General features: G+C 59.7%; 14 protein-coding genes and 1 tRNA gene. 13 read left to right on the top strand and 2 right to left on the bottom strand.

Going from position 1 to position 12,473, the window contains the following annotated elements:
• Positions 1–58: 58 nt before the first annotated feature.
• The 8 genes from E2F50_RS14810 (at position 59) to pncB (ending at position 7,608) form a co-directional block, all read left to right on the top strand.
• A complete protein-coding gene (locus E2F50_RS14810) occupies positions 59–1,135 on the top strand; it encodes a microcin C ABC transporter permease YejB (RefSeq protein ID WP_133316924.1) in 1,077 nt (358 codons plus the stop codon).
• Positions 1,135–2,286 (top strand): ABC transporter permease, encoded by a 1,152-nt coding sequence (locus E2F50_RS14805; RefSeq protein WP_133316923.1) that lies wholly within the window; start codon positions 1,135–1,137, stop codon positions 2,284–2,286. Before E2F50_RS14810 ends, E2F50_RS14805 begins: the two co-directional genes overlap by 1 nt.
• A 64-nt stretch (positions 2,287–2,350) precedes the next feature.
• Positions 2,351–2,632 (top strand): hypothetical protein, encoded by a 282-nt coding sequence (locus E2F50_RS14800; protein ID WP_133316922.1) that lies wholly within the window; start codon positions 2,351–2,353, stop codon positions 2,630–2,632.
• The gene (locus E2F50_RS14795) at positions 2,620–3,108 is read left to right on the top strand and encodes a type II toxin-antitoxin system VapC family toxin (RefSeq protein ID WP_245515421.1); all 489 of its coding nucleotides are present in this window, start codon (positions 2,620–2,622) and stop codon (positions 3,106–3,108) included. The genes E2F50_RS14800 and E2F50_RS14795 overlap by 13 nt, the downstream gene beginning before the upstream one ends.
• Complete coding sequence (locus E2F50_RS14790; RefSeq protein ID WP_133316920.1) at positions 3,105–4,733, top strand: ABC transporter ATP-binding protein; 1,629 nt, start codon at positions 3,105–3,107, stop codon at positions 4,731–4,733. Before E2F50_RS14795 ends, E2F50_RS14790 begins: the two co-directional genes overlap by 4 nt.
• A 34-nt stretch (positions 4,734–4,767) precedes the next feature.
• Positions 4,768–5,718 (top strand): 2-hydroxyacid dehydrogenase, encoded by a 951-nt coding sequence (locus tag E2F50_RS14785; protein ID WP_133316919.1) that lies wholly within the window; start codon positions 4,768–4,770, stop codon positions 5,716–5,718.
• 76 nt (positions 5,719–5,794) lie between these two features.
• Positions 5,795–6,130, top strand: a complete 336-nt coding sequence (locus E2F50_RS23240; protein WP_202615461.1) for a hypothetical protein — start codon at positions 5,795–5,797, stop codon at positions 6,128–6,130.
• Positions 6,131–6,303: 173 nt separating this feature from the next.
• Positions 6,304–7,608 (top strand): nicotinate phosphoribosyltransferase, encoded by a 1,305-nt coding sequence (pncB, locus tag E2F50_RS14775; RefSeq protein ID WP_133316918.1) that lies wholly within the window; start codon positions 6,304–6,306, stop codon positions 7,606–7,608.
• Between the two features lie 70 nt (positions 7,609–7,678).
• Here the strand turns inward: pncB and E2F50_RS14770 are convergent, their stop codons facing one another.
• Complete coding sequence (locus E2F50_RS14770) at positions 7,679–8,077, bottom strand: DUF1236 domain-containing protein (protein WP_133316917.1); 399 nt, start codon at positions 8,075–8,077, stop codon at positions 7,679–7,681.
• A gap of 249 nt (positions 8,078–8,326) precedes the next feature.
• Here E2F50_RS14770 and E2F50_RS14765 point away from each other — a divergent pair, with 249 nt between their 5' ends.
• Positions 8,327–8,722, top strand: a complete 396-nt coding sequence (locus E2F50_RS14765) for a response regulator (RefSeq protein WP_133316916.1) — start codon at positions 8,327–8,329, stop codon at positions 8,720–8,722.
• A gap of 98 nt (positions 8,723–8,820) precedes the next feature.
• Complete coding sequence (locus E2F50_RS14760; RefSeq protein WP_133316915.1) at positions 8,821–9,828, top strand: NAD-dependent epimerase/dehydratase family protein; 1,008 nt, start codon at positions 8,821–8,823, stop codon at positions 9,826–9,828.
• 100 nt (positions 9,829–9,928) lie between these two features.
• Here the strand turns inward: E2F50_RS14760 and E2F50_RS14755 are convergent.
• Positions 9,929–10,018, bottom strand: a tRNA-Ser gene (locus E2F50_RS14755).
• 209 nt (positions 10,019–10,227) lie between these two features.
• Here E2F50_RS14755 and E2F50_RS14750 point away from each other — a divergent pair.
• From E2F50_RS14750 to E2F50_RS14740, 3 genes are all read left to right on the top strand, one after another.
• Positions 10,228–10,554 (top strand): hypothetical protein, encoded by a 327-nt coding sequence (locus E2F50_RS14750; RefSeq protein WP_133316914.1) that lies wholly within the window; start codon positions 10,228–10,230, stop codon positions 10,552–10,554.
• 33 nt (positions 10,555–10,587) lie between these two features.
• On the top strand, positions 10,588–11,238 hold the full coding sequence (gene msrA, locus E2F50_RS14745; protein ID WP_133316913.1) for a peptide-methionine (S)-S-oxide reductase MsrA: 651 nt from the start codon (positions 10,588–10,590) through the stop codon (positions 11,236–11,238).
• A gap of 231 nt (positions 11,239–11,469) precedes the next feature.
• Positions 11,470–12,462, top strand: a complete 993-nt coding sequence (locus E2F50_RS14740) for a BMP family lipoprotein (RefSeq protein ID WP_133316912.1) — start codon at positions 11,470–11,472, stop codon at positions 12,460–12,462.
• Positions 12,463–12,473 lie beyond the last annotated feature (11 nt).

Raw genomic sequence — 12,473 nt, 5'->3', positions numbered from 1 at the left:
TGACTGTCGCCAACCGAAGCAGTGAGGCTAGACCGGCGACAACGGGCTGGAAGCAGTAATGGGCGCTTATATCCTCCGCCGCATTCTTCTGATGATCCCGACCATTGTCGGCATCATGGCTATATCCTTTCTCGTCGTGCAGTTCGCCCCCGGCGGGCCGGTCGAGCAGGTGATTGCTCAATTGCAGGGCCAGGATAGCGGCGACCGGCTGTCGGGGGGCGGCGATATGCTGAGCCAGGGCGGCGACGAGGGGCAGTATCGCGGCGCCCAGGGCCTCGATCCGGACTTCATCAAGAAGCTCGAGCAGCAGTTCGGCTTCGACAAGCCGCCGCTGACGCGCTTCCTTGAGATGATGGGCAATTACATCCGCTTCGATTTCGGCGAAAGTTTCTTCCGAAACACCTCGGTTCTGGACCTGATCATCGACAAGCTTCCGGTGTCCATGTCGCTCGGCTTCTGGATCCTGATCGTTTCATACCTGATCTCGATCCCTCTTGGGATACGCAAGGCGGTCAGGGACGGTTCTACCTTCGACGTCTGGACATCCGGTATCATCGTCATCGGCTATGCGGTGCCGAGCTTCCTGTTCGGCATTCTGCTGATCGTGCTGTTTGCCGGCGGCTCCTTCTTCGACTGGTTCCCGCTGCGTGGGCTCGTCTCGGACAATTTTGCCGAACTCTCCTGGTGGCAGAAGATTCTCGACTACTTCTGGCACCTCACCTTGCCATTGATCGCCATGTCGCTGTCGGCCTTCGCCACCACGACGCTTCTGACCAAGAATTCCTTTATCGACGAGATCAAGAAGCAGTATGTCACCACCGCGCGGGCCAAGGGCCTGAACGAGCGGCAGGTGCTTTACCGGCATGTCTTCCGCAACGCCATGCTGATCGTCATTGCCGGCTTTCCGAGCGCCTTCATCTCGGCATTCTTCACCGGTTCGCTTCTGATCGAAAACATATTCTCGCTCGATGGTCTGGGCCGGCTCGGCTATCTCGCCGTCATCAACCGCGACTACCCGATCGTTTTCGGCACGCTCTACATATTTTCGCTGATGGGTCTCGTCGTCAGCCTGATTTCGGACCTGATCTATACCTGGATCGATCCACGCATCGATTTCGAGCGGAGAGACGTGTGATGGAGGCGACATCCGCACGATCCGCAGCAGATACGGTGGTGGCCCCGCAGAAACGGCCCTGGATCTCCCCGACCAACCGCCGGCGGCTGGCCAATTTTCGCGCCAACAAGCGCGGCTACTGGTCGTTCTGGCTCTTCATGATCCTCTTCGTCGGCAGCCTGTTCGCCGAATTCATCGCCAATGACAGGCCGATCATCGCCTCCTACAAGGGCGAAATCCTGTATCCGGTGTTTGTCGATTATCCGGAAGAAAAGTTCGGCGGCTTCCTGGCAACCACCGACTACCGCTCCGACTTCATCACCCAGGAGATCGACGCAAACGGCTGGATGGTCTGGCCGCCCATCCGCTATTCCTACCAGACGGTCAATTCCAACATCCCCCATTCGGCGCCGACGGAGCCTTTCTGGATGATGGAAAGCGCCGAGCGCTGTGCCGCCTATCCGCAAAAGGATCAGGACCCCAACTGCATTATCGGCAATCTCAACTGGCTCGGGACCGACGACCAGGCCCGCGACGTTATGGCGCGGATGATCTACGGGTTTCGGGTTTCGGTGCTGTTCGGTCTGGCGCTGACGATCTGTTCGGCCGTGATCGGCGTGACGGCCGGCGCCGTACAGGGCTATTTCGGCGGCTGGACGGACCTGCTGATGCAGCGCTTCATCGAGATATGGTCCTCCATGCCGGTGCTCTACATTCTGCTGATCATCGCATCCATCCTGCCGCCGGGATTCTTCATCCTGCTCGGCATTTTGCTGCTGTTTTCCTGGGTTGGCTTTGTCGGCGTGGTGCGGGCCGAATTCCTGCGGGCCCGCAATTTCGAATATGTTCGGGCGGCACGGGCGCTCGGCGTCGGCAACTGGACCATCATGTCGCGGCACCTGCTGCCCAATGCCATGGTGGCGACCCTGACCTTCCTGCCGTTCATTCTGTCGGGATCAATCGCGACGCTGACATCGCTGGATTTCCTCGGCTTCGGCATGCCGCCGGGCTCTCCTTCGCTCGGAGAAATGATCGCGCAGGGCAAGAACAACCTGCAGGCGCCGTGGCTGGGCCTCACTGCCTTCGTCACCATGTCGCTCATGCTGTCGCTGCTGATTTTTGTCGGCGAGGCGGTGCGCGACGCCTTCGATCCCAGAAAGACGTTCGGGTGAGGCGGGTTCGTCAAATGAGCAGATATACGCTAGCATTGGGAAAGAACTCACTGGGCGAGAAGCTATGAACAAGATCGTTCGAGAGCATTATCCCGCTGCCAAGCTTCCCGAGGACCTGCGTGAGGGACTGGATGCGGACGCCAAGGTGCGGGTGGTCGTGGAGGTGGAGGGCGAACCGAGAAGCGCCTTACCCGCATTTCCTGAAAGGCGTGTTCGCGATCAGCCTATGACGATAGAGGAGACCAAAGCCCTTATCTCAAAGGTCAGGGCCCAGGACCGTCCGTCGGTCTCCACGGAGGAGGCCGTAGCGCGCATCAGAGAATTGCGCGACGAATGGGATTACTGATGCACGGTGTTCGGCGCATCTATCTTGATACCAATGTCTTCATCGCCGCCTTCGAGCGCAAGGATGTCTTGGGAAGGCAGCTTGGCGAGTTGTTTACGATCCGGCCAAATGCGGAGCCGCGCGTGTTCGTGACGAGCGAGCTGACTTTGTCGGAGCTTCTCGTCATTCCTTATCGGAATTCGGATGAGCAACTCGCAGACGCTTACGAAGATTTGATCGCAACGAACGAATGGCTGCAGGTTACGGCGGTGACCCGCTTCGTCTTGACGCGCGCGGCCTGGCTTCGCTCCTTTAAGCTAAGCGTCAAGTTGCCGGATGCCATCCATATTTCGGCAGCGCTCGAGGCAAACTGCACCCACATCTTGACTGCCGATCTTGGCCTAGCAGACTTAAATCTGCCGCCAGACCGGTTTCTCACCATCCTCCGCCCCGACGAACAGACCCTGACCGATCTTCTTGAAAGCCTTGCCCGATGACAGAGCCACTTCTTTCGGTGCGGGATCTTTCCGTCGCCTTTCACCAAGGCGGCAATACCAGCTTCGCCGTCGATCGGGTGTCCTTCGATATCCTGCCGGGCGAGGTCATGGCCCTGGTTGGTGAATCCGGTTCCGGCAAGTCGGTCACGGCCAATTCCATCCTGAAACTCCTGCCTTACCCATCGGCCAGCCATCCGTCGGGCGCGATCCTGTTCAACGGCAAGGACCTGCTCAAGACGTCCGAACCGGAGCTGCGCCGGGTGCGCGGCGACGATATCACGATGATCTTCCAGGAGCCGATGACCTCGCTCAACCCGCTGCATCCGATCGAGAAACAGATCGGCGAGATCCTCGAGCTTCACAAGGGCATCGGCGGCCAGGCCGCACGCACCCGAACGCTGGAGCTTCTTCACCAGGTTGGCATTCGCGAGCCGGAAAAGCGGCTGAAGGCCTATCCGCACGAGCTTTCGGGCGGCCAGCGGCAGCGCGTCATGATTGCCATGGCGCTGGCAAACCGCCCGAAGCTGTTGATCGCAGACGAGCCGACGACGGCACTCGACGTGACGGTTCAGGCCCAGATTCTCGAACTGCTCAAAGGGCTCAAGGGTGAGCACGGCATGTCCATGCTGTTCATCACGCACGATCTTGGCATCGTGCGCAAGTTCGCCGACCGCGTCTGCGTCATGACCAGGGGCAAGATCGTCGAAACAGGCACGGTCGAGGAGGTGTTTGCCCGGCCGAAGCACGCCTATACCCAGCATCTCCTGGCCTCGGAACCGCGTGGCGAGCCGCCGGCGGCGGATCCGGACAAGCCGGTGGTGATGGAAGGCAAGGACATCCGGGTCTGGTTCCCGATCAAGGCCGGCTTCCTGCGCAAGGTTGTCGACCACGTCAAGGCGGTGGATGGCGTCGATCTCACCCTCCGTGCCGGTCAGACGCTTGGCGTTGTCGGCGAATCCGGGTCCGGCAAGACGACGCTCGGCCTGGCACTTGCCCGCCTCATCTCCTCGCAAGGCCGCATTGCCTTTATCGGCAATGAGATCGACAAATTCACCTTCAAGCAGATGAAGCCGTTCCGCGACCGGCTGCAGGTGGTCTTCCAGGACCCTTATGGCTCCTTGAGCCCCCGCATGTCGGTCGGCGATATCATCGCTGAGGGGCTCAAGGTGCATGAGCGCGGCCTTTCCGCCGATGAGCGCGACGAGCGTGTCGCCTGGGCCCTGAACGAGGTTGGCCTCGATCCCGCGACGAGGTGGCGCTATCCGCACGAATTTTCCGGCGGCCAGCGGCAACGCATCGCGATTGCTCGTGCCATGGTGCTGAAGCCACGCTTCGTCATGCTCGACGAGCCGACCTCGGCGCTGGACATGACTGTGCAGGCGCAGGTGGTGGACCTGCTGCGGGACCTCCAGAAGAAGCACGATCTCGCCTATCTCTTCATCAGCCACGACCTGAAAGTCGTCAAGGCGCTGGCCAACCATGTCATCGTCATGCGGCTTGGCAAAGTGGTGGAAGAAGGCCCGGCCGAGCAGATTTTCAAGGCGCCGAAGGAAGACTATACCCGCGCCCTGATGGCCGCCGCCTTCAATCTCGAAGCCGTCGAGCATGTCGCCATCAGCCAGTGATCGAACACCCATCCATCATGCAAAGGTCAGTGCAATGTCTGTAAAAGGCCCGGTCGTCGTTGACCTGAAATTCGAACGCCGAGAAATCGACGCAGCGCTCGCCAATGCATTTAAGGACCGCACCGTCCTGCGTGCCTCCGACCCTGATGCCGATCTTTCCGACGCCCGGTATGCGGTGGTCTGGAAGCCGGATGCGGAACTGTTTCAAAGGGCGCCCAAGTTGGAAGTCCTGTTTTCGGGCGGTGCCGGCGTCGACTACATCCTCGGCATGCCGAGTCTTCCCGATATTCCGGTCGTGCGCTTCGTCGATGAAAGCCTGACGGTGCGCATGAGCGAGTGGGTGGTGCTTCAGGCGCTCAGCCATCTGCGCCAGGTGCCGACCTACCTGAAGCAGCAGCGCGACTGCCAATGGCAAGAACTGGCCCAGCCGGAGGCGAAGGAAGTGACTGTCGGCGTCATGGGCCTTGGCGTGCTCGGGCAGGATTCGGTGCGCAAGCTGAAGGTCATGGGTTTCAACGTCGTCGGTTGGTCGCGCAGCCGGAAATCTATCGAGGGGATCGAGACATTCGACAGCAGCCAGCTCGATGATTTTCTTGCTAAGACCGATATCCTGGTCGGGCTTTTGCCGCTGACATCCGAAACGCGCGGGCTCTTCGATGCGCGCCTATTCTCCAAGTTGCGCCAGGGCGGCGCGCTTGGGCGACCTGTCTTTATCAATGCCGGCCGAGGCGGCAGCCAGGTCGAAGCCGACCTCATCACTGCTCTCGAAAATGGTGTGCTCGGCGGCGCCTCTCTTGATGTGTTTGAAAACGAGCCGCTGGAGGCCGATAGTGCCTTCTGGCAGATGGAGAATGTCATCATCACGCCGCATGCAGCCTCCGCCTCGGATATCAAGGCTCTTTTCCGCAATGCCGAGTCCCAGATGAACGAGTATGAGGCGGGGCAAAAGCTACGCAACGTCGTGGATCGGTCAACGGGATATTAGCGCAAACGGAACATTCGCCTGCACTGCACGTTCCTCGTGCATCAACCGGAGTGTCCGGTCCACGAGGAGCGAAATCATGAATAGCCGTTTCGATCCAAAGCAAGCCGATGCCCGCCGTCCCGATCAGGCCGCATCGCCCGTTGAACAGCCGCTGAGCGCCACCGAAGCGCGCCAGGGGCGACGCGGTTCGCCTGTCCTGATGGTGCTCATCGCCGGACTCATCCTGGCCGCGCTTGCCTGGGGTGTAGCCGGATGGTGGGGCGAGGCAACAGATCCGCCGGCGCAGCAGACCGCCTCGCCGCCGGCCGGCGACAATACGCCCGCCAATCCGAATGCCACCCCTTCGGCCAATCCGGCTGCAACGCCGCCTGCCGCAGCTCCCGCAACCGGCACTCAGCCTGCCAGGCCTTAAGCTGCACATGGTGCTTGACGATCAGGGCCGCGGGGTTTGCCGCGGCCCAATTGCGTTCTGGACTTATCCGGTCTTTTTTCCGATAAGACGCAGGGGGTAATGAAGCCGCTGCCCCCAGTTGCAGCTTAAGATCGGGCGGAGCTGGTCCCAGTGGGGCCGGAGCAGGGGCAGGCATGACGAAGACCGATATTGCGACCAGAGTCTATAACCATGCCTGGAAGCTCGATCCGATCATCCGCAGCCTGATCGACACGGATTTCTACAAGCTGCTCATGCTGCAGATGATCTGGAAGCTGTATCCGGAGGTCAACGCGACCTTCTCCGTGATCAACCGCACCACCAGCGTCAAATTGGCCGAGGAAATCGACGAAGGGGCGCTACGCGAACAGCTCGATCATGCGCGAACGGTCGGTCTTTCTAAAAAGGAAATGATCTGGCTCGCCGGCAATACCTTTTATGGCCGCAAGCAGATCTTCGAGCCCGAATTCCTCCACTGGCTCTCCACCTACAAGCTTCCGGAATACGAACTCTCCAAGCACAATGGCCAGTACGAATTGACCTTCCACGGCAAGTGGATGGAAACGACGCTGTGGGAAATTCCGGCACTCTCCATCATCAATGAACTGCGTTCGCGCTCTGCCATGCGTTCTCTCGGCTTTTTCACCCTTGATGTTCTTTACGCACGGGCGAAGGCGAAGATGTGGGAGAAGGTCGAGCGGCTGCAGACATTGCCCGGCCTGCGGATTTCCGATTTCGGCACCCGCCGCCGCCACAGCTTTCTATGGCAGCGCTGGTGTGTCGAAGCACTGAAGGAGGGGGTCGGCCCCGCCTTTACCGGAACAAGCAATGTTCTCCTGGCGATGGATTCGGACCTTGAAGCTGTCGGTACCAATGCCCATGAACTGCCGATGGTGGCCGCCGCACTCGCCAACAGCGACGACGAACTGCGCGCGGCACCCTATGAAGTGTTGAAGGACTGGAACCGGCTTTATCACGGCAATCTGCTGATCGTGCTTCCGGACGCTTATGGAACCGCCGCCTTTCTGCGCGATGCGCCCGACTGGGTGGCCGATTGGACGGGCTTCCGACCCGACAGCGCGCCGCCGATCGAGGGCGGCGAAAAGATCATCGCCTGGTGGAAGAAGATGGGTCGCGATCCGAAGAAGAAGCTTCTGATTTTTTCCGACGGGCTGGATGTCAATGCCATCATCGATACCTACCAGCATTTCCAGGGCCGGGTGCGAATGAGTTTCGGTTGGGGCACCAATCTGACCAATGACTTTGCTGGCTGCGCGCCCCGCGAGATTGCTGGCCTGAAGCCGATTTCGGTCGTCTGCAAGGTGAGTGAAGTGAACGGCCGGCCGGCCGTCAAGCTCTCCGACAACCCCCAGAAGGCGACGGGCGATCCGGCCGAAGTGGAGCGCTATCTGAAATTCTTCGGCCAGGAAGACCGCGTCGATCAAGCCGTCTACGTCTAGGGCCAGGAACGGAAACGGGCTCCGCTGAGAGCTGGCGGAACCCGTCTCGTAGAATATGGCAGTGATAGGGTTATTCGACGACCTGAACCACCGTATGAGTCTGCGGATCGACGATCACGCGCTGGTTGTTGACGACTGCATAGGCATATTTGCTGTTGCTAGGCACAGGCGTCAGCACCACGGTCTGCGGAACAGGCTTGCCGACGGCGATCGGCTGTTCAACGGTCACGGACGTCGTTGTGGCCGGCTGCTCCTGGACATAGGTCACGACTTCGCGCGGCGGCGGATCGATAGCGGTACCGGCCACTGCACCGACGACGCCACCGACAGCGGCACCTACGGGGCCGCCGACGATCGCACCGGTCACTGCACCGCCGGCGGCACCGTTAACGGTGCTCTGCTGGGCGCTGGCGCCGGTCGCGAAGGAAGCTGCGAGAAGGGCGCAGGAAGCGAGGATGATCTTTTTCATGGTATTTCTCCATTTTGTTGAACTTCGAACTTCCGGCCCGTCAATGCCTCAGGCCCCGGGCTTGTTCCTGTGCGATGCTCACCTTTCGTAAGCTTGCGAAATGTTCGGAGAGTTGTCAGCGGCTTCCGCAACTGGCATTGCAGCCCCCACGCGGCGGTGCAGGTCCAGTAATCGACAACTTGCAGGCGCCGGACTCTTGTCTCTGAGAAGAGCCTTTCTATTTGCACGCCTAGTCGGGAGGGTTGCCCTTTGGAATATCGATTTCTAATTGTCGAAGACAGTTTGCTTGTGGCCATGGATATAGAGGATGCGGTGCATCGCAGCGGCCATGACGTGGTCGGGATTGCTCCCGACATGAAGGTCGCCCTCAACTACACCAGGGAAACCGACATCGCCTTTGTCGACGTCCGCTTGGCAGATGGGGAAACCGGTCCGCAGATTGCCGAGACCCTGGCGCAGTTCGGCATCGTCGTCATTATGATCACCGGCAATCCCGGCCTCGTCGCCACCGGCCTTTCCGGTGTCGTCGGCGTCATGGCAAAGCCGCTGACGGACCAGGCCTCCATGGATTTGATCCAATTCGCCGTCGATCGCAAGAACGGCCGCCCCGGAACCCCGCCGGCCAGGCTGCGTCTTTTTCACTGAACCTTCTGCCGGCATGCTTGATGAGCTGCAAGTGACTATTCAAGCGTTTGACGACAGGCTATGGGATCATTCCCAAGGCGACTGCGGGGGCAATATCCATGCGCTATTTCATCACCGGCACAGCAGGTTTCATCGGCTTTCATCTGGCGCGGCGGCTGCTCGAAGAGGGGCATGAGGTCGTCGGCTACGACGGCATGACGCCCTATTACAGCCTTCGCTTGAAAGAAGCGAGAAATGCAGCGCTGACGCAGTTTCCGTCCTATCATTCGGTCATGGGCATGCTGGAGGATGGCGGGCTTCTTCGAGATCTGGCCAAGGCCTTTCCGCCCGATGTGATGATCCACCTCGCTGCCCAGGCGGGCGTCAGATACAGCTTGGAAAATCCCAAAGCCTATCTGGATTCCAACCTCATCGGCTCCTGGAATATCCTGGAAGTGGCGCGCGAGATTGGCGTCGGTCACCTGATGCTGGCCTCCACTTCTTCTGTCTATGGTGCCAATCCGGACGTTCCGTTTCGGGAAGGCGACAAGGCCGACGAGCCGATGACCTTTTACGCGGCGAGCAAGAAGTCGATGGAACTGATGGCGCACAGCTATGCGCATCTTTACAAGGTCCCGACGACCGCCTTCCGTTTCTTTACCGTTTACGGCCCCTGGGGCCGGCCCGACATGGCGCTCTTCAAGTTCGTCAAGGCGATGACGGAAGACCAGGAGATCGAAATCTATGGTGAAGGCAAGATGAGCCGCGACTTCACCTATATCGACGATCTCGTGGATTCGATCATCGACCTGTCTCGCATTGCGCCTTCAGAAGAAAACCGCGTCGCCGAGATCGACACCCTGTCGCGCCAGGCTCCGTTCCGCGTCGTCAATATCGGCGGCGGTCAGCCGGTCGGGCTCCTCGATTTTGTCGAGACGATCGAGACCATCATGGGCAAGCCCGCCAGGCGGAAAATGCTGCCGATGCAGCAGGGAGACGTGCCGCGCACCTTTGCAAGCCCCGATCTTCTCGTGGCGCTGACCGGCAGAAAGCCGGAGACGGAGTTGAAGGAAGGCGTCGCGGCCTTTCTCGACTGGTATCGGCAGCACCAGCACGAGATCGGCTGAAAGCGACCTCGACAAGACCTTGAGGCCGAAGCTCATCTGTCGTTGAGGCGCGAAAGCGCCCACGAAGTGTATCGCGGAATATGCTAGTCAGGGGAAGAGGTGGCGGACAGAGAGGGATTCGAACCCTCGATACGCTTTCACGTATACACGCGTTCCAGGCGTGCGCCTTCAACCACTCGGCCACCTGTCCTTAAGACGATTAAGGGCTGCGCGCCGAAAGGCGAAGCAGCGGTCGGCGCGATATATACCGATGAATTTCCAAGGATCAACCGGAATCTGAAGGATTTTTGACAAGAGCGAAATCAACCCTGCGCGTTGCCAAGGCAAGATGCAGGCGTTATTCTTTTGCGCAGGAGCAATAGCTGCCAGTCAACGGTAACAAGGGGAGGCTGTCGAGGGATGAGGATCGCCCGCTTTCTTTGCCGGATGGGTGCAGGCCTGGCGCTTCTGGTTGCCATCGTGCTTGGAACGCTGGACTCCATCCAGTCCGTTTCCGCGTCTTCGGTGGTCCTCACCAGCCTTGGCAATGCCTGGCTCAATCTCGATCCTGAGGGGCTGACCCTGGCGGAAATGGCAGCGGATAACTATATCAGTGCAGACATATGGCGGCCCTATATTGCCCCTCTGCTCGCTCAGCCTGCTTTCGCGATCTTCTTGGTGATCGCGCTGGCTTTCTGGATCCTCGGATACAAGAAGCCCCATTTTGCGGGGCGGTTCTCGGCATAGGAGCGACGGGCGGCGCCAAGCTTGGAGGCAAAGATGTTCCTGATCGACATGTTCAACAAGAAGACGGTAATGCCCTCGACGGAGACGGCGCTGCCGGGGCGTGATACGCCGCTTGAGACAGCCGAAACCCATTTCGTCAACGGCAAGCCGCTCAAGGATCCTTATCCGGAGGGCCTGCAGGTGGCTTATTTGGGCATGGGATGTTTCTGGGGCGCCGAAAGGCTGTTCTGGAAGATGCCCGGCGTCTACGTGACATCAGTCGGCTATGCGGGCGGCATCACGCCCAATCCCACCTATCACGAAACGACGACCGGCATGACCGGCCATGCGGAAGTGGTCAAGGTCGTCTTCGATCCGTCGGTCGTGTCCTATCGCCAGTTGCTCAAGGTCTTCTTCGAGGAGCATGACCCGACCCAGGGTATGCGCCAGGGCAATGATATCGGCACCACCTACCGGTCGGTTCTTTATACGACCACGCCCGAACAGGCGGCTGAGGCTCAGCAGGGTCTCGATGCGTTTCAGGCGGCCCTCGATCAGGCTGGCCGCGGGACGCGGATCACCACCGAAATCGCCCCGATCGAAGACTTCTACTATGCCGAGGACTATCATCAGCAGTATCTCGCCAAGAACCCGGGCGGCTACTGCGGCCTGCGCGGCACCGGCGTTTCCTGCCCGGTCGCTTGAGGCCTGAAAACTTGCCGGATGCCGCGGATTTAATCAGATCCGCGGCGTTTTTGTTTAACTTGTCAGCAGGATGGTCGGTTTTTACCAGCTGAAAAAAATCTCGTGAAATTTTCCAGAGCCCATGCAAGAGTGCGGAGAGCCACGCCTTCGAAGAGGGGGGCAGGTGACCGCAGACCGTCCGGTTCAACGGGCGTGCGGGAGGACCCAACACAAAGAAAACAGGGCTGCACGATGAAGAAAACCTTTTTGAGCCTTCTTGCCTTGGCCGCAATGTCGACCACGGCGCTGGCCGCCGATATCAAGCCGGCGCTGGTCTATGGCACTGGCGGCAAGTTCGACAAATCCTTCAACGAAGCTGCCTATGCAGGTGCGGAAGCCTTCAAGAAGGAAAGCGGCACCGAATATCGCGATTTCGAGCCGACCAGCGATACGCAGGGCGAGCAGGCGATCCGCAATTTCGCCAGCCGCGGCTTCAATCCGGTTGTCGCCGTGTCCTTCGCCTGGACCTCGGCCATGGAAAAGGTCGCAGCCGAATATCCCGACACCAAATTCGTCATCGTCGACTCTGTCGTTGATCTGAAGAATGTCCGCTCTGTGGTCTACAAGGAAGAAGAGGGTTCCTACCTCGTCGGCCTTCTCGCCGGCATGGCGTCCAAGACCGGCAAGGTCGGCTTCATCGGCGGCATGGACATACCGCTGATCCGCAAGTTCGGCTGCGGCTATGTCCAGGGTGCCAAGGCTGCCAAGGCCGATGCGCAGGTCTTCCAGAACATGGTCGGCACGACGGGTGCAGCCTGGAACGATCCTGTGCGCGGCGGCGAGCTTGCCAAGAACCAGATGGATCAGGGCGCCGACGTGATCTACGCGGCAGCCGGCGCCAGCGGCCTGGGCGTTCTGCAGACGGCAGCCGACAACAAGAAGATGTCGATCGGCGTCGACTCCAACCAGAACTACGTACATCCCGGTTCGGTTCTGACCTCCATGGTCAAGCGCGTCGACCTGGCCGTCTATAACGCCTTCAAGGACACCAAGGACGACAAGTTCACCGCTGGCATCACCGCGCTCGGCGTCAAGGAAGACGGCGTCGCCTATGCGATCGACGACAACAACAAGTCGCTGATCACCGAAGACATGAAGAAGGCGGTCGAAAAGGCCAAGGCCGACATCATTGCCGGCACCGTCAAGGTTCACGACTACATGTCGGACAATTCCTGCCCGAAGTGATATGTCTCGCG

It is taken from the genome of Rhizobium deserti (assembly GCF_004358025.1).
Taxonomy (GTDB): Bacteria; Pseudomonadota; Alphaproteobacteria; order Rhizobiales; family Rhizobiaceae; genus Neorhizobium; species Neorhizobium deserti.
Note: the sequence above shows the minus strand (reverse complement) of the source record. Positions and strands in the feature narration are given on the sequence as shown.